The sequence below is a fragment of the Actinospica acidithermotolerans genome, assembly GCF_018139625.1.
GTDB classification, from domain to species: Bacteria; Actinomycetota; Actinomycetes; order Streptomycetales; family Catenulisporaceae; genus Actinospica; species Actinospica acidithermotolerans.
On record NZ_JAGSOH010000140.1, the window covers coordinates 1 to 16643 of the forward strand.

A 16643-nucleotide genomic window follows, 5' to 3' on the forward strand; every position below is an offset into this window, starting at 1 on the left:
GGCAGGCTCGGAAGGCCCGTACAGGCTCGGCGGGCTCGGGCGGGCGCAGCGGGCTCGTGCGGGCTCGGCGGGCCCGTGCGGGCACAGCGGGCCCGTGCAGGCTCGGGCGAGTCCGTGCAGGCTCGGGCGAGTCCGTGCAGGCTCGGGCGAGTCCGTGCAGGCTCGGCGAGCCCGTGCAGGCTCGGGCGAGTCCGTGCAGGCTCGGCGAGCCCGTGCAGGCGCAGCAGTGGAGTTTCAGACGGTTGGTGCTGCGCTCGGCGTGCGCAGCCGGGGCCGGGTGCCGAGATCCCCTCCGAACCTCCCAAGAAAGCTCGCCCGCCGCCGGGGCTTCCTCCGGCGGCGGGCGAGCTCTCTGGGCTGCTTAGGCGACCGCGGCCTTCAGGGCGTCGACGCGGTCGGTGCGCTCCCAGGTGAACTCCGGCAGCTCGCGGCCGAAGTGGCCGTAGCGCGCGGTCTCCGCGTAGATGGGGCGCTTGAGGTCCAGGTCGCGGATGATCGCCGCGGGGCGCAGGTCGAAGACCTTGCCGACGGCGGCCTGGATCCGGTCCACCGGGACGGTCTCGGTGCCGAAGGTCTCCACGAACAGGCCCACCGGCTCGGCCTTGCCGATCGCGTAGGCGACCTGCACCTCGCAGCGGCGGGCCAGCCCCGCGGCGACGACGTTCTTGGCGACCCAGCGCATCGCGTACGCGGCCGAGCGGTCCACCTTGGACGGGTCCTTGCCGGAGAAGGCGCCGCCGCCGTGGCGGGCCATTCCGCCGTAGGTGTCGACGATGATCTTGCGGCCGGTCAGGCCGGCGTCGCCCATCGGGCCGCCGATCTCGAAGCGGCCGGTGGGGTTGACCAGCAGGCGGTAGCCCTCGGTCTCGATGTCGAGCGTGGCGAGCTCGGGGTCGACGACGTACTCCTTGATGTCCGGGGCGAGCAGCGTCTCGAGGTCGATGTCCGAGGCGTGCTGGGTGGAGACGACCACGGTGTCGAGGCGGACCGGCTTGTCGCCGTCGTACTCGATGGTGACCTGGGTCTTGCCGTCCGGGCGCAGGTAGGCGACCTGGCCGTCCTTGCGGACCTGGGCCAGGCGGCGGGCCAGCCGGTGCGCGAGGGCGATCGGCAGCGGCATCAGCTCGGGCGTGTCGGAGCACGCGTAGCCGAACATCAGGCCCTGGTCGCCGGCGCCCTGCCGGTCGAGCTCGTCCAGCTCGCCCCCGAGGCGGGTCTCGTAGGCGGCGTCCACGCCCTGCGCGATGTCCGGGGACTGCGAGCCGATGGAGATCGACACGCCGCAGGAGGCGCCGTCGAAGCCCTTCTTCGAGGAGTCGTAGCCGATCTCCAGGATGCGCTCGCGCACCAGGTGCGGGATGTCCACCCAGCCGCCGGTGGTGACCTCGCCGGCCACGTGCACCTGGCCGGTGGTGATCAGCGTCTCGACGGCGACCCGGGAGGTCGGGTCCTGGGCCAGCATCGCGTCCAGGATCGTGTCGCTGATCTGGTCGGCGATCTTGTCGGGGTGGCCCTCGGTCACGGACTCCGAGGTGAACAGGCGGCGATCGGTGTACGGACGGACCACGGGGGCTACTCCTTCATGCAGCGGCTGCTGACTCGACGGGAGCCAGTCTAACCGCCGTTACCCCGGGCATGCCCAGCAGTATCGACCTGTGAGCGACGCATGCGCCACGTCCGGTCCATCCGCGTGGCCGCCTGGGACCGGCCCGGCGATCGACGACAGCGACGTCGGCATCTTCGGTCCGCCCCCGCGCTCGCCCGCAGTGCCCCGCAGCGGCGCGGGCCGGCCGGATCGGCGGGGTCAGCCGCGGGCCCGCCAAGCGGCGACCCGGTTCCAGATCTCCTCGGCCAGCGCGGACTTCGGCCCGGGCGGCACGGCCGCCTCGTCCCCGGCCGCGTCCAGGATCACCGCCTCGGTCTCCGGGCGGCCGAAGACCTTGTCCACGCCGACCTCGTTGACCACCAGCAGGTCGACGCCGTACTTCGCCAGCTTGCGGCGGCCGAGCTCGAGCGCGGAGTGCTCGGCGTCCCCGGTCTCGGCGGCGAAACCGACGACGGTCTGGCCGGGGCGCAGCCGCTCGTGCCCGATCTCGCGCAGGATGTGCGGGTTCTGCACCAGCCGCAGCTCCGGCGCGGAGCTGTCGTCGGCCTTCTTGATCTTCGCGTCGGCGTAGTCGGCGGGGCGGAAGTCGGCCACCGCCGCGCTCATCACCACGACGTCGGCTTCCGCGGCGGCGGCGCGCACCTCGTCGCGCAGCTCCAGCGCCGTGCCCGCGCGCAGCATCTTGACCCCGGCCGGGTCGGGCAGCGCGACGTTCGCGGCGATCAGGGTGACCTCGGCGCCGCGGGCCACGGCGGCCCGGGCCAGCGCGTAGCCCTGCATCCCGGAGGAGCGGTTGCCCAGGTAGCGGACCGGGTCCAGCGGCTCCCGGGTGCCGCCCGCGGTGATCAGCACGCGCAGTCCGGCGAGGTCGGGGGCGGCGCAGCCGCGGCGCAGCAGGCCCAGTGCCGCCTCGAAGATCTCCTGCGGCTCGGGCAGCCGGCCCGGACCCGAGTCGGCTCCGGTCAGCCGGCCGACCGCGGGGTCGAGCACGACGGCGCCGCGGCGGCGCAGGGCGGCCACGTTCTCCCGGGTCGCCGGGTGCTGCCACATCTCGGTGTGCATCGCGGGGGCGAACAGCACCGGGCAGCGGGCGGTGAGCAGGGTGTTGGTCAGCAGGTCGTCGGCCAGGCCGTGCGCGGCGCGGGCGAGCAGGTCCGCCGTGGCCGGCGCGACGACGACCAGGTCGGCCTGCTGGCCGAGGCGCACGTGCGGCACCTCGGAGACGGACTCCCACACCTCGGCGGAGACCGGGTGCCCGGACAGCGCCTCCCAGGTGGGCGCGCCCACGAAGCGCAGTGCGCTCGCGGTGGGCACCACGGTGACGTCGTGGCCGGACTCGGCCAGCCGCCGCAGCAGCTCGCAGGCCTTGTACGCGGCGATCCCGCCGCCCACGCCCAGGACCACCCGGGGACGCGCGGACGTCGTCGAACGCGCTTCGGCTGCCATCGTCGGCTCGCTGGTGGGAAGGTCGGTGCTGGGCCTACAGGGCCTGGTTCGGCGGGACCGGGGTGGTCGGCTCGATCGGCTCGGCCGTGAGCAGGCCGGCGTTGATCTCGCGCAGCGCGATCGACAGCGGCTTCTCGTGCACGTGCGTGTCGACCAGCGGGCCGACGTACTCGAGCAGGCCCTCGCCGAGCTGCGAGTAGTACGCGTTGATCTGACGGGCGCGCTTGGCCGCGTAGATCACCAGGCTGTACTTGGAGTCGGTCGCCTCGAGCAGCTCGTCGATCGGCGGGTTGATAATGCCCTCGGGCTCGGTCATCGACATTCGATGCACTCCAGATCGTCGATCGGGTTGATAATGCACTGCGTCCATCGAGGCTCGGTCATGCTCACGCTTCGCTACCTCTCAGCTGGTGCAAGGGCCGGGAACGCGGGCCGCCGCGCTCAACCGACACCCATCAAGGTTAACAGTTCGCGCGCCACGTCCTCGACCGTGGTGTTCACCAGGGTGACGTCGAACTCGCTCTCGGAGGCGAGCTCCTCGCGGGCGGCGGCGAGCCGGCGCTCGCGCACCTCCTCGGTCTCGGTGCCGCGGCCGACCAGCCGGCGGACCAGTTCGTCCCAGCTCGGCGGGGCGAGGAAGACCAGCAGGGCGTCGGGCATCGCCTTGCGCACCTGGCGGGCGCCCTGCACGTCGATCTCGAGCAGGGTGGGCTCGCCGGCGGCGAGCTTGTCGAGCACGGCCTGGCGCGGCGTGCCGTAGCGGTTGCCCGCGAACTCGGCCCACTCGAGCAGCTCGTCGTTCGCGATGAGCTTGTCGAACTGGGGCTGGTCGACGAAGCGGTAGTGCTTGCCGTCGATCTCGCCGGGACGCGGGTGCCGCGTGGTGGCCGAGACGGAGAGCCAGACCTCGGGGTGCTGGGCGCGCATGTGCGCGACCACCGTGCTCTTGCCGACGGCGGAGGGCCCGGAGAGCACCACCAGCCGGGGCCGTTCCGCGCCGTGGCCGGGCTCGGGGCGCGGGGAATCGATCGAGGTCGTCACACGACCTGAGCCTAGCGTATCGCCGGTTCGCCGTCGGAACGGCGGACCGGCCGACACGCCACCGCCGGGACCTGGAGTCCGTAGCCCCGTGCCCCGTGACCCGCGGGGTCTGAACGCGCGCCTGCGCCTTTCCAGGCCCCGCCGACCGTGCCTGTTCGCTACCCGGCGGATTTACCGCCGGGGGTTACTTCGCGGTGCCGAACTCGCGCTCGAGCGCGGCGATCTGGTTGGCGCCGAGGCCGCCGACGCGACGGTTCTCGGAGATCGAGAGCCGCTCCATGATCTGCTTGGCGCGGACCTTGCCGACGCCGGGCAGGGACTCGAGGAGGGCCGAGACCCGCATCTTGCCGATGACCGGGTTCTTCTGGCCTTCCTGGACGACCTCGGACAGGGAGGCGCCGGAGTGCTTGAGGCGGTTCTTCACCTCGGCACGCTCGCGGCGGGCCGCGGCGGCCTTTTCGAGGGCAGCCTGGCGCTGTTCGGGAGTGAGGGGCGGGAGAGCCACGCCAATTCACCTCAATGACGTCGAAATGGATTGTGGGGGTGAGTCGGCCCGCCGGAACGACACGGTCCCGAATGCTCGGGTGTGACGTTTCGCCCGGCCGGTCGGCTCGGTGGTCCGTTGCCGGAACCTAGTCGCTTCGAGCAGGGGTTGCAAGGTGACACCCCCGCTGGTCTGCGATTAAACCGGAGCGTACCCGAGTCCGGCGCGCTGTGTGCGACGGATCCCGCTATTCATCCCGCGAACGGCGCGAAAACGACCGGAATTAGGGTTCTATGTCCGAATTATTCGTGGCCAGATTATTCCGACAAAGCGTCCGCACCCGCCCCCGACGGGCCCCCGGAGCGCCCGGGGGCGGACCCCGCGGGGTACCGGAACCCCCGCGGCGACGAGCGGTTTCGCCTCATCGATCATGTGGCTGACTCAAGGTCCAACCGTTGACGACCCGCGTCCGGGCACGCCGGAGACGCATCAGGGAAATGCGAAAGAATCCGTTTTTCTTTTCACACTTTCACGGATTCGTCACGGATCACCGCGGAAGGCCGCCGGGCGCTCAGAATCCGGCGGACGGGTATCCGAGCGCCGTGCGGCAGTCGTGCGCGGCCTGGCGCGCCACGCGCCTGAGCACCGGCACGTCCGGCCCGTTGCGCAGGATCTCGCGGGACATCGACGGCACCACGTTCGCCAGCGCGTCGCCGAACACCGCCCGCAGGCCCTCCGGGGTGCCGCCCTGGGCGCCGAGGCCGGGCGCGAGCAGCGGTCCGTTGAGCGCGGCAAGGTCGAACGGGATCGGATCGGTCAGCGTGGCCCCGACGACGGCGCCGACCGGCCCCATCGGCTCGGCGCCGCCGTTGCGCGCGGCGGCCTGCGCGAGGATCGCCGCCCCGACGGTCTCGCCGTCCGCGGTGACCGCGCGCTGCACGGTCGCGCCCTCCGGGTTGGAGGTGAAGGCCAGCACGAACACGCCGCAGCCGTGCTGCTCGGCCCGCTCGAGGAAGGGCTCCAGTGCGCCGAAGCCCAGGTAGGGCGAGACCGTGACCGCGTCCGCGAACAGCGAGGAGTCCGGGTCCAGGTAGGCGTCGGCATACGCCTCGACCGTCGAGCCGATGTCGCCGCGCTTGACGTCCAGGACCACCAGCGCCCCGGCGGCACGCGCCTCGGCGATCGTGCGCTCCAGCACGGCGATGCCCGCCGACCCGAAGCGCTCGAAGAACGAGGACTGCGGTTTGAGCACCGCGACCCGCTCGGCCAGCGCCTCGACGACCGTCAGCGCGAAGCGCTCCAGGCCGGCGACCGAGTCGGGCAGGCTCCAGGAGCCCAGCAGCGCCGCGTGCGGGTCGATGCCCACGCACAGCGGCCCGCGCTCGTCCATCGACGTGCGCAGCCGGGCGCCGAAGGGCTCGAGGGCGTCGGTCATTTCTGCAGCTCCTTCAGCCTCAGACCGTGCTGGACGCGACGGGCCCAGAGCGGGCCCTCGTAGATGAATCCGGTGAAGCCCTGCAGCAGGGTCGCCCCGGCGTCCAGGAACTCCTGCGCGTCCGCGGCGGTGGTGATGCCGCCGACGCCGATGATCGTCATCCCGGGGCCGACGCGGCCGCGCAGCCGGGTGAGCACGTCGATCGCGCGCGGGCGCAGCACCGGCCCGGACAGGCCGCCGGCGCCGTACGCCGCGACCTCGGACTCCGGGGTGAGCAGGCCGTGCCGCGCGACGGTGGTGTTGGTGGCGATGATCCCGTCCAGGCCGATCTCGACGGCGAGGTCGGCGACGGCGTCGACGTCCTCGTTCGCCAGGTCGGGCGCGATCTTCACCAGCAGCGGCACCCGCCGGTCCGCCGCCGCGTCGGCCGCCTCGCGCACCGCCAGCAGCAGCGGCCGGAGCACCTCGACGGCCTGCAGGTTGCGCAGTCCGGGGGTGTTCGGCGACGAGACGTTGACGGTGAGGTAGTCCGCGTAGGGCGCCAGCTTCGCCGCCGAGTAGACGTAGTCGGCGACGGCCTCGTCCTCCGGCACGACCTTCGTCTTGCCGATGTTGACGCCGAGGATCACCGGTGGAAACTTTCCAGGGTTTCTCTCGAGCGCCGCGGCGCGGCGCGCGAGCCGGGCGGCCACCGCGTCGGCGCCGTCGTTGTTGAAGCCCATCCGGTTGATCAGGCAACGGTCCCTGACCAGCCGGAACATCCGCGGCGCCGGGTTGCCGGGCTGCGGGCGGCCGGTGACCGTGCCGACCTCGACGAAGGAGAAACCGAGCGCGGCCAGCGCGTCGATCCCGACCGCGTTCTTGTCGAACCCGGCGGCCAGGCCGAACGGCCCGGGGAACTCCAGGCCGAGCGCCTTGACCCGCAGCCCGGGGTCCTCGGCCGCGAAGACCGAGCGCAGCGCCGCGGACCCGCCGGGCACCCCGGCCGCGGCGCGGATCGCGCCGAAGCCGAGGTGGTGCGCGCGTTCCGGGTCCATGCCCTGAAACACGCTGCGGAACAGCAGTCGATAGAACATCAGCCCGCCTCGCAGCCCAGGTCGTCCGCTCGCTCCGGGTCCATGCCCCGACCGCGCACGAGGCGGAACGGGGCCTGGCAGACCCGGGCCATCAGACCGCCTCGTCGCGGCGCGCGCGCAGCCGGTCCGCATGCTCCTGGAGCGAGCCGACGCCGATGTCGCCGCGCAGCATGGCCTCGATGCCCTGGACCGCGGCGCCGAGCCCCTGGACCGTGGTGATGCACGGCTTGCCGGTGGAGATCGCGGCGGTGCGGATCTCGTAGCCGTCGAGCCGCGGCCCGACGCCGTACGGGGTGTTGATGATCAGGTCGACGTCGCCGTCCATGATCCGCTGCACGACCGTGGGCTCGCCGGCCGGGCCGACGCCCTCGTGCTGCTTGCGCACGACCGAGGCGCGGATGCCGTTGCGGCGCAGCACCTCGGCGGTGCCCTCGGTGGCCAGGATCTCGAAGCCGAGGTCGGCCAGCACCTTCACCGGGAAGATCATCGAGCGCTTGTCCCGGTTGGCCACCGAGACGAAGACCCGGCCCTTGGTGGGCAGCGCGCCGTACGCCCCGGCCTGCGACTTGGAGAAGGCGGTGCCGAAGTCGGCGTCGATGCCCATGACCTCGCCGGTGGACTTCATCTCCGGGCCGAGCACCACGTCCACGCCCTGGCCGTCCGGGGTGCGGAAGCGGCTCCACGGCATCACGGCCTCCTTCACCGCGATCGGCGCGTCGAACGGCAGCGTGCCGCCGTCGCCCTTGGCCGGCAGCAGTCCCTCGGCGCGCAGCTCGGCGATGGTCGCGCCGAGCGAGATCCGCGCGGCGGCCTTGGCGAGCGGGACGGCCGTGGCCTTGGAGACGAACGGGACGGTGCGCGAGGCCCGCGGGTTCGCCTCGAGGACGTAGAGGATGTCCCCGGCGAGCGCGAACTGGATGTTGATCAGGCCGCGCACGCCCACGCCGCGCGCGATCGCCTCGGTGGAGGTGCGCAGCCGCTTGAGGTCGGCGCCGCCGAGGGTGATCGGCGGCAGCGCGCAGGCCGAGTCGCCGGAGTGGATGCCGGCCTCCTCGATGTGCTCCATGACGCCGCCGAGGAACAGGTCGGTGCCGTCGTAGAGCGCGTCGACGTCGATCTCGATGGCGTCGTCGAGGAAGCGGTCGACCAGCACCGGGTGCTCGGAGATCAGGCCCGCGTGCCGCTCCAGGTAGGAGGCGAGCGAGGGCTCGTCGTAGACGATCTCCATGCCGCGGCCGCCGAGCACGTAGCTCGGCCGGACCAGCACCGGGTAGCCGATCTCGTCCGCGATGGCCTTGGCCTCGTGGAAGGAGAAGGCGGTACCGTGCTTCGGCGCGTTCAGGCCCGCCTCGTCGAGCACCCGGCCGAAGGCGCCGCGCTCCTCGGCGAGGTGGATGGCCTCCGGGCTGGTGCCGACGATCGGCACGCCGGCGTCCTTGAGCCGCTGCGCGAGGCCGAGCGGGGTCTGCCCGCCGAGCTGCACGACCACGCCGGCGACCGGCCCGGCCTGCGATTCGGCGTGGTAGACCTCGAGCACGTCCTCGAGGGTGAGCGGCTCGAAGTACAGCCGGTCGGAGGTGTCGTAGTCGGTCGAGACGGTCTCCGGGTTGCAGTTGACCATCACGGTCTCGTACCCGGCCTCGCGCAGCGCGAAGGACGCGTGCACGCAGGAGTAGTCGAACTCGACGCCCTGGCCGATGCGGTTCGGGCCGGAGCCGAGGATCAGCACCGCGGGCCGCTCGCGCGGCGCGACCTCGGTCTCCTCGTCGTAGGACGAGTAGTGGTACGGGGTCGCGGCGGCGAACTCGGCGGCGCAGGTGTCGACGGTCTTGTAGACCGGCCGGATGCCGAGCGCGTGCCGGACCGCGCGGACCACGGCCTCGTCCATGCTGCGGATGGCGCCGATCTGCGCGTCGGAGAAGCCGTAGCGCTTGGCCCGGCGCAGGATCGCGGGCGAGAGGTCCGCGGCCGCGGCGAGGTCCTGGGCGACCTCGTGGATCAGCTGCATCTGGTCGATGAACCAGGGGTCGATCTTCGTGGAGTCGAAGACCTCTTCCAGGCTCGCGCCGGCGCGCAGCGCCTGCATCGCGGTGTTGATCCGGCCGTCGGTCGGGATCGCGGCCTTGGCCAGCAGCTCGGACTTGTCCCCCGGCTCTCCGGCGAAGGAGAACTCGGAGCCCTTCTTCTCCAGCGAGCGCAGCGCCTTCTGCAGCGCCTCGGGGAAGTTGCGGCCGATCGCCATGGCCTCGCCGACCGACTTCATGGTCGTGGTCAGCGTGGCGTCGGCGTGCGGGAACTTCTCGAAGGCGAAGCGCGGCACCTTGACCACGACGTAGTCCAGCGTCGGCTCGAAGGACGCGGGAGTCTCGCGGGTGATGTCGTTCGGGATCTCGTCCAGCGTGTAGCCGACGGCCAGCCGCGCCGCGATCTTCGCGATCGGGAAGCCGGTGGCCTTGGAGGCGAGGGCCGAGGAGCGCGAGACGCGCGGGTTCATCTCGATGACGATGATCCGGCCGTCTTCCGGGTTGACCGCGAACTGGATGTTGCAGCCGCCGGTGTCCACGCCGACCGCGCGGATGATCGCGATGCCGATGTCGCGCAGCTTCTGGTACTCGCGGTCGGTCAGCGTCATCGAGGGCGCGACGGTGATCGAGTCGCCGGTGTGCACGCCCATCGGGTCGAAGTTCTCGATCGAGCAGACGACCACGACGTTGTCCTTGCGGTCGCGCATCAGCTCGAGCTCGTACTCCTTCCAGCCGAGGATGGACTCCTCCAGGAGTACCTCGGTGGTCGGCGAGAGCTGCAGGCCGGTGCCCGCGATGCGCCGCAGGTCCGCCTCGTCGTGCGCGAAACCGGAGCCGGCGCCGCCCATGGTGAACGAGGGCCGGACCACGACCGGGTAGCCGCCGAGCTCCTCGACGCCGGCCAGGCAGTCCTCCATGGAGTGGCAGATCACCGAGCGCGCGGACTCGGCGCCGATCTGGTCGACGATCCGCTTGAACTTGTCCCGGTCCTCGCCGCGCTCGATCGCGTCGATGTCGGCGCCGATGAGTTCGACGTCGTACTTGGCGAGCACGCCGGACTTGGCCAGCGCCACGGCCGTGTTCAGCGCGGTCTGGCCGCCGAGCGTGGGCAGCAGCGCGTCCGGCCGCTCCTTCGCGATGATCTTCTCGACGAACTCGGGGGTGATCGGCTCGACGTAGGTGGCGTCGGCGAACTCGGGGTCGGTCATGATCGTGGCCGGGTTGGAGTTGACCAGCACCACGCGCAGGCCCTCGGCCTTGAGCACCCGGCAGGCCTGGGTGCCGGAGTAGTCGAACTCGCAGGCCTGGCCGATCACGATCGGCCCGGAGCCGATGACCAGCACCGACTTGAGGTCTTCCCGCCTGGGCATCAGGCCCCGCCCTTCTTCTGGTCCGCCATCAGATCGACGAACCTGTCGAACAGGTACGCCGCGTCGTGCGGCCCGGCGGCCGCCTCGGGGTGGTACTGCACGGAGAAGGCCGGCACGTCGAGGCAGGCGAGGCCCTCCACCACGTCGTCGTTGAGGTTCACGTGGCTGACCTCGACGCGGCCGAACGGGGTCTCGGAGACGCGGTCGGTCGGCGCGTCCACGGCGAAGCCGTGGTTGTGCGCGGTGACCTCGACCTTGCCGGTGCTCCGGTCCTGGACCGGCTGGTTGATGCCGCGGTGGCCGTACTTGAGCTTGTAGGTGCCGAAGCCGAGCGCGCGGCCGAGGATCTGGTTGCCGAAGCAGATGCCGAACACCGGGATCCTGCGCTCCAGCAGCCCGCGCACCACGGCGACGACCTCGTCCTGCGTAGCCGGGTCGCCGGGGCCGTTGGAGAGGAACACGCCGTCGGGGGCGACCGCGAGGATCTGCTCCAGCGTCGCGCTCCCGGGCATCACGTGCGAGCGGATTCCGCGCTCGGCCATGCGGTGCGGGGTCATCGACTTGATGCCGAGGTCGAGCGAGACGACGGTGTGGCGGTGCTCGCCGATCGGCTCGACGACGTACGGGTCAGGCGTGCTCACCTCGCCGGTGAAGTCCGCGCCGACCATCTCGGGGCTGGCCTTCACGCGCTGCAGCAGCGCGGCCGGGTCGGCCTGGGCCGAGGCGCCGGAGAAGATGCCGACGCGCATCGCGCCGCGCTCGCGCAGGTGCCGGGTGAGCGCCCGGGTGTCGATCCCGCTGATCCCGACGATCCCCTGGTTGCGCAGCTCCTCGTCCAGCGAGCGCTGCGCACGCCAGTTGGACGCGCGGCGCGCCGGGTCGCGCACCACGTAGCCGGACACCCAGATCCGGCCGGACTGCGTCGTGGGACGACGCGACTCCGGGTCCTCGTCGTTCGCGCCGGTGTTCCCGATGTGCGGGAAGGTCATCACGACGACCTGCCCGCAGTACGACGGGTCGGTCAGCGTCTCCTGGTAGCCGGTCATGCCGGTGGAGAACACGGCCTCGCCGTAGGTCTCGCCGACGGCGCCGTAGGCCTCGCCGCGGAACGAGCGGCCGTCCTCCAGGACGAGCACCGCCTCCCGCTCTGCGTAGCTGCTCACGCGGCGACCTCCTTCTTGTGCTGCCCCAGCGCGTTCACGGCCTCGACGAGGCGCTCGCGGTCGGCCTTCGCCCGCGGGTGGAAGCCGGTGTCGAGGGTGTACTCGCCGAGCTTCCAGGTGATCAGGACCACGCCCTCGCCGCCGGTCACCTTGCCCGCGATGCCCGGCGCGAGCTCCGCGCCGACGACGTCCGCGGCCGGGATGAACAGGTCCGACGCCGCCTCGCGGGCGAAGAACACGCCCTCGCCGACGACCGCGACGCTCGCGTTGCTGCGCAGCCCGAGGTCGTGCGCGGCGATCCGGTCCAGCCAGTCGGCGTGCGTGGTGGTGGAGGCGTAGACGCCCTCGATGCCGTCCTCCTCGGCGATCGCGACCGGTGCCGTGGTCGCGGGCGCCGGCAGGTCGGCCTGCCGGGCGGCGCGGCGCCGGTAGCCGCGCCACATGCCCCAGCAGATGCCCGCGAAAACGGCCAGGATCAGCACCGTCAGACCGAGCCGAGCGGCCAGCTGCGTCACCGGGGCGCTGTGTTCGCCGGACGCCGCCTGGATGGTAGTCAGCACAGCTTCGCTCGTCATCGGTCGATCACCTTTCCTTCGAGTACCGTCGCCGTGCCGCGCAGGAACGTCGCGCGGACGGCGCCGGGCAGTTTCAGCCCCGCGAACGGGGTGTTGCGCGACCGCGAGTGCAGCTCGGCCGGCTCGATCGTGCGGCTCGCGGCCGGGTCGAGCAGGACGAGGTTGGCGGGCTCGCCCGGCTCCAGCGGCCGGCCGTGGCCGTCCAGCGATCCGATCGCGGCGGCGCGCACCGACATCCGGTCGGCGACCCCGGCCCAGTCCAGCAGCCCGGTCTCCACCATTGTGTGCTGCACCACCGACAGCGCCGTCTCGAGGCCGAGCATCCCCATGGCCGCGACGGCCCACTCGCAGTCCTTGGCCTCGACCGGGTGCGGCGCGTGGTCGGTGGCGACGACGTCGATCGTGCCGTCGGCCAGGCCCGCGCGCACGGCCTCGACGTCGGCCTGGGTGCGCAGCGGCGGGTTGACCTTGTAGACGGGGTCGTAGCCGCGCACGAGGTCGTCGGTGAGCAGCAGGTGGTGCGGCGTCACCTCGGCGGTGACCGGGTAGCCCTTGGACTTGGCCCAGCGCACCAGCTCGACGGAGCCGGCCGTGGACAGGTGGCAGACGTGCAGCCGGGATCCGGTGTGCGCGGCGAGCAGCACGTCGCGCGCGATGACGGCCTCCTCGGCGACCGCGGGCCAGCCGCGCAGGCCGAGGGCGCTGGAGACCTCGCCCTCGTTCATCTGCGCGCCCTCGGTCAGCCGCGGCTCCTGCGCGTGCTGCGCGACCACGCCGCCGAAGGCCTTGACGTACTCGAGCGCCCGGCGCATCAGCGCGGCGTCGGACACGCAGTGGCCGTCGTCCGAGAAGACCCGGACCCGCGCCGCGCTGTCCGCCATCGCACCGAGCTCGGCGAGCCGCTCGCCGGCGATCCCCACGGTCACCGCGCCGACCGGCTGCACGTCGCAGTAGCCGGCCTCGCGGCCGAGCCGCCAGACCTGCTCGACGACGCCCGCGGTGTCCGCGACCGGGTCGGTGTTCGCCATCGCGTGCACGGCCGTGTATCCGCCCGCGGCCGCCGCGCGGCTGCCGGTGGCCACCGTCTCGGCGTCCTCGCGGCCCGGCTCACGCAGGTGCGTGTGCAGGTCGACGAGGCCCGGCAGCGCGATCAGCCCGTCCGCGTCCACCACCTGGGCGCCGCGGACCTCCTCGGCGACGAACACGCCGTCCCGGATGAACAGGTCCCGGGCCTCCCCGCCGAGGATGCGCGCCCCTCGAATGGTCCAGTTGCCGCTACCGCCACCTCGCTGGCGCTCGGTGTACGCGTCCGCAGCCGGACTCGGCTTCTCGCTCGCGAGCTCGCTCACTTGGCGCCTCCCTCGTTCTCGGTTCCGATCGCCGGTTCGCTGCCGCCGAGCAGCAGGTAGAGCACCGCCATCCGCACCGAGACGCCGTTCGCGACCTGCTCGGTGATCGTGGACCGGGTCGAATCGGCGACCTCGGCCGAGATCTCCAGTCCGCGGTTCATCGGTCCGGGGTGCATCACGACGGCGTGCTCCGGCAGCGCGGCCATCCGCTGGGCGTGCAGCCCGTACCGCCGCGAGTACTCGCGCTCGGTCGGGAAGAACGCCTGGTCCATCCGCTCCCGCTGCACCCGCAGCATCATCACGGCGTCGAGCTTCGGCAGCACCGGGTCGAGGTCGTACGAGGAGGAGCACGGCCAGCCCTCGACCGCGAACGGCATCAGCGTCGGCGGGGCGACGAGCGTCACCTCGGCGCCGAGAGTGGACAGCAGCCGCACGTTCGAACGCGCGACGCGGCTGTGCAGGACGTCGCCGACGATGCCGATCCGGCGCCCCTCGAGGCTGCCCAGCCTGCTGCGCAGGGTGTAGGCGTCGAGCAGCGCCTGCGTCGGGTGCTCGTGCGTCCCGTCGCCCGCGTTCACGACCGCGCTGCGGATCCAGCCGGCGTGAGCGAGCCGGTAAGCGCCGCCCGAGGCCCAGTGCCTGACGACCACGGCGTCGGCGCCCATCGCCTCGAGGGTGAGCGCGGTGTCCTTCAGGGACTCGCCCTTCGAGACGCTCGAGCCCTTGGCGGAGAAGTTGATCACGTCCGCGCTCAGCCGCTTGGCGGCGGTCTCGAAGGAGATCCGGGTGCGGGTGGAGTCCTCGTAGAAGAGGTTCACCACGGTCCGTCCGCGGAGGGTCGGCAGTTTCTTGATCGGCCGGTCGGCGATGCGGGCGAGCTCGGCGGCCGTGTCCAGGATCAGCGTCGCGTCGTCGGCGGAGAGGTCCGCCGTGGACAGCAGGTGCCTCTTCATCGGGCTCCGGCTCCCTTCACCCCGAGCAGCACAGCGTCCTGGCCGTCGGTCTCGGCCAGCCGGACCTGGACGGTCTCGCGCTGCGCGGTCGGCAGGTTCTTGCCCACGTAGTCGGCCCGGATCGGCAGCTCCCGGTGACCGCGGTCGACGAGCACGGCGAGCTGCACCGCGCGGGGCCGGCCGATGTCGCCGAGCGCGTCGAGCGCGGCGCGGATCGTGCGGCCGGAGAAGAGCACGTCGTCGACGAGGACCACGAGCTTGCCGTCGATCCCGCCGCTCGGGATCTCCGTGCGCTTGATCGCACGGGCCGGCCGCAGCCGCAGATCGTCGCGGTACATCGTGACGTCGAGCGTGCCGATCGGCAGCTCGAGCCCCTCGACGGCGGCGATCTGCGCGCCGAGCCGGGTCGCCAGATGGGCGCCGCGGGTGGGGATGCCCAGAAGCACCGCGTCGTCGGCGCCCTGGGTGCGTTCGAGGATCTCGTGGGCTATCCGGGTCAGCGCCCGGGAAACGGCGGAAGCGTCGAGAACGGCGCGCATCGCCGCCTGCGCCGCGCTCGCCGGCGCGGCGGGGGATACAGTGGTTTCGGTGCCATCGGTCATGCCGAAGCAGACCCCCTTCCCTGCCTCACGGGACAGGACTTAAAGGACGTCGGACGCACTCACCCTACCAGGAGCAGCGGATCAACCGGTTCAGCGGGTCAATTCTGCGTCAAGAGAAGGACTGAAATACTCAAAAAGCCCGCACGAGGCGGGCAAACGCCCTGGCCTGTCGGAACATGGAGTGAAGAGCTCCGACCTGGGGGTGCGGGTGCGAGTCGGCATCAGACGTGACATAGGCTGCCAGATGTAGAAACGCCGGTCATCGCATGACCTGCTGCCTTGACGAAGGTAAGTTACTCTGCGTAACATCCGTCAAGGTCGCCGGGAAGGTCGACCGAGAAACACAGAGCCTTCGATGGGGAGATCCTATGTCTACCGAGTACGCCAAGGCGCTAGGCGCGCGGCTCCGCGCGATCAGGACCCAGCAGGGCCTGTCGCTGCACGGCGTCGAGCAGAAGTCCCAGGGCCGCTGGAAGGCCGTCGTCGTCGGCTCCTACGAGCGCGGCGACCGTGCCGTGACGGTGCAGCGCCTGGCGGAGCTCGCGCACTTCTACGGCGTCCCGGTCCACGAGCTGCTGCCCGGCGGCAGCCCGAACGCCGCGGCCGAACTGCCGCCGAAGCTGATGCTGAACCTCGAGGTGCTGCAGAACCTGGGCGAGGACAAGGCCGCCCCGCTGATGCGCTACGTCGCGGCCATCCAGAGCCAGCGCGGCGACTACAACGGCCGGGTGCTCTCCATCCGCCAAGACGACCTGCGCACCCTCTCGGTCATCTTCGACCTGCAGCCCTCGGTGCTCGTCGACCTGCTCATCGAGTGGGGCGTGCTGGACGCCGACGCCCGCCGCGCCGTCAACTTCGACGCCGACTTCGCCGACGACGAGCTCGACGAGGAAGAGCTCCTCGACGAAGACGAGGACTGAGCCCCGCCCCGGAACCACCGCGAAGGGTTCTCGAAGGCCTCGAAAGTCCCCTCCGGCCGCCAGGCCGCGAGGGGACTTCCGTTTTCCCGCCGCCGAATCCCGCCGCTGACAGGACCATCGTCAGTGTGGACTTTCCCACTGCCCGATGAAGGGACCATCGTTCGCGTGCAGATTTCCCACTGCGGAGCTGGACTTTCACCTACCGCCCTCGTCAGGGGACTTTCGTTTCCCGCCGTTCGTTGACGGACCCAAGGGGGCGCGGTCCCATAACAAAATGCGAGCCGATGGCGGTGACGGCGGCCCCCAAGGCCGGCAACCAGGGACTGTCGACCGGCAAGCCGACTACGACCGTGCCCTGAGAAACTCGGGTGCAGACCACACTGGGCTTCGCAGCGTATGCGCCGTGCCAGGGCCCGGAAAACACGATGAGCCCCAGACCGTCACGGCCTGGGGCTCATCGTGTACTGCACAAGTAGCGCGGCGGCGTCCTACTCTCCCACAAGGTCCCCCTTGCAGTACCATCGGCGCTGGCGGGCTTAGCTTCCGGGTTCGGGATGGGACCGGGCGTTTCCCCGCCGCCATGACCGCCGCACGATCAT

General features: G+C 71.7%; 14 protein-coding genes and 1 rRNA gene. 1 reads left to right on the forward strand and 14 read right to left on the reverse strand.

Translation table 11 applies throughout. The features are described 5' to 3' along the window. Positions 1-361: 361 nt before the first annotated feature. The 13 genes from metK to pyrR form a co-directional block, all read right to left on the reverse strand. On the reverse strand, positions 362-1567 hold the full coding sequence (gene metK / locus KDK95_RS29910; RefSeq protein ID WP_212521681.1) for a methionine adenosyltransferase: 1206 nt from the start codon (positions 1565-1567) through the stop codon (positions 362-364). Between the two features lie 237 nt (positions 1568-1804). Further along, on the reverse strand, positions 1805-3052 hold the full coding sequence (gene coaBC / locus KDK95_RS29915) for a bifunctional phosphopantothenoylcysteine decarboxylase/phosphopantothenate--cysteine ligase CoaBC (RefSeq protein WP_212521682.1): 1248 nt from the start codon (positions 3050-3052) through the stop codon (positions 1805-1807). Between the two features lie 34 nt (positions 3053-3086). Then, positions 3087-3374: a DNA-directed RNA polymerase subunit omega gene (rpoZ, locus tag KDK95_RS29920; protein ID WP_212521683.1), complete on the reverse strand. Its 288-nt coding sequence runs from the start codon at positions 3372-3374 to the stop codon at positions 3087-3089. A 119-nt stretch (positions 3375-3493) separates the two neighbouring features. Beyond that, positions 3494-4093, reverse strand: a complete 600-nt coding sequence (gene gmk / locus KDK95_RS29925; RefSeq protein ID WP_307844784.1) for a guanylate kinase — start codon at positions 4091-4093, stop codon at positions 3494-3496. 184 nt (positions 4094-4277) lie between these two features. Continuing rightward, positions 4278-4598: an integration host factor, actinobacterial type gene (mihF, locus tag KDK95_RS29930; protein WP_212521684.1), complete on the reverse strand. Its 321-nt coding sequence runs from the start codon at positions 4596-4598 to the stop codon at positions 4278-4280. Between the two features lie 550 nt (positions 4599-5148). Continuing rightward, positions 5149-6012: an orotidine-5'-phosphate decarboxylase gene (gene pyrF, locus KDK95_RS29935; RefSeq protein WP_212521685.1), complete on the reverse strand. Its 864-nt coding sequence runs from the start codon at positions 6010-6012 to the stop codon at positions 5149-5151. After that, positions 6009-7088, reverse strand: coding sequence for a quinone-dependent dihydroorotate dehydrogenase (locus KDK95_RS29940; protein ID WP_212521686.1), 1080 nt, complete (start codon positions 7086-7088; stop codon positions 6009-6011). The genes pyrF and KDK95_RS29940 overlap by 4 nt, the downstream gene beginning before the upstream one ends. Positions 7089-7179: 91 nt before the next feature. After that, entirely contained in the window at positions 7180-10482 is a 3303-nt protein-coding gene (gene carB / locus KDK95_RS29945) for a carbamoyl-phosphate synthase large subunit (protein WP_212521687.1), read from the reverse strand. After that, positions 10482-11645, reverse strand: a complete 1164-nt coding sequence (gene carA, locus KDK95_RS29950) for a glutamine-hydrolyzing carbamoyl-phosphate synthase small subunit (RefSeq protein ID WP_212521688.1) — start codon at positions 11643-11645, stop codon at positions 10482-10484. Before carA ends, carB begins: the two co-directional genes overlap by 1 nt. After that, entirely contained in the window at positions 11642-12220 is a 579-nt protein-coding gene (locus tag KDK95_RS29955; RefSeq protein WP_212521689.1) for a PH-like domain-containing protein, read from the reverse strand. The genes carA and KDK95_RS29955 overlap by 4 nt, the downstream gene beginning before the upstream one ends. Continuing rightward, a complete protein-coding gene (locus tag KDK95_RS29960) occupies positions 12217-13482 on the reverse strand; it encodes a dihydroorotase (protein WP_372463406.1) in 1266 nt (421 codons plus the stop codon). Before KDK95_RS29960 ends, KDK95_RS29955 begins: the two co-directional genes overlap by 4 nt. 83 nt (positions 13483-13565) lie before the next feature. Continuing rightward, complete coding sequence (locus KDK95_RS29965) at positions 13566-14522, reverse strand: aspartate carbamoyltransferase catalytic subunit (RefSeq protein ID WP_212521691.1); 957 nt, start codon at positions 14520-14522, stop codon at positions 13566-13568. After that, the gene (pyrR, locus tag KDK95_RS29970; protein ID WP_212521692.1) at positions 14519-15124 is read right to left on the reverse strand and encodes a bifunctional pyr operon transcriptional regulator/uracil phosphoribosyltransferase PyrR; all 606 of its coding nucleotides are present in this window, start codon (positions 15122-15124) and stop codon (positions 14519-14521) included. The genes KDK95_RS29965 and pyrR overlap by 4 nt, the downstream gene beginning before the upstream one ends. A gap of 368 nt (positions 15125-15492) precedes the next feature. Between pyrR and bldD the strand changes: the two genes are divergently transcribed. Beyond that, positions 15493-16044, forward strand: a complete 552-nt coding sequence (gene bldD, locus KDK95_RS29975; RefSeq protein ID WP_212521693.1) for a transcriptional regulator BldD — start codon at positions 15493-15495, stop codon at positions 16042-16044. Between the two features lie 475 nt (positions 16045-16519). On the opposite strand, the gene rrf is transcribed toward bldD, so the two are convergent. Then, positions 16520-16636: ribosomal RNA gene (gene rrf, locus KDK95_RS29980) — 5S ribosomal RNA — on the reverse strand. Positions 16637-16643 lie beyond the last annotated feature (7 nt).

Bases quoted from the DNA above. Each gene is read 5' to 3' on its own strand.
- coaBC (WP_212521682.1), bottom strand. From the start codon at position 3,052: ATGGCAGCCGAAGCGCGTTCGACGACGTCCGCGCGTCCCCGGGTGGTC.
- rpoZ (WP_212521683.1), bottom strand. From the start codon at position 3,374: ATGTCGATGACCGAGCCCGAGGGCATTATCAACCCGCCGATCGACGAG.
- pyrF (WP_212521685.1), bottom strand. From the start codon at position 6,012: ATGACCGACGCCCTCGAGCCCTTCGGCGCCCGGCTGCGCACGTCGATG.
- KDK95_RS29940 (WP_212521686.1), bottom strand. From the start codon at position 7,088: ATGTTCTATCGACTGCTGTTCCGCAGCGTGTTTCAGGGCATGGACCCG.
- carB (WP_212521687.1), bottom strand. From the start codon at position 10,482: ATGCCCAGGCGGGAAGACCTCAAGTCGGTGCTGGTCATCGGCTCCGGG.
- KDK95_RS29955 (WP_212521689.1), bottom strand. From the start codon at position 12,220: ATGACGAGCGAAGCTGTGCTGACTACCATCCAGGCGGCGTCCGGCGAA.
- KDK95_RS29965 (WP_212521691.1), bottom strand. From the start codon at position 14,522: ATGAAGAGGCACCTGCTGTCCACGGCGGACCTCTCCGCCGACGACGCG.
- pyrR (WP_212521692.1), bottom strand. From the start codon at position 15,124: ATGACCGATGGCACCGAAACCACTGTATCCCCCGCCGCGCCGGCGAGC.
- bldD (WP_212521693.1), top strand. From the start codon at position 15,493: ATGTCTACCGAGTACGCCAAGGCGCTAGGCGCGCGGCTCCGCGCGATC.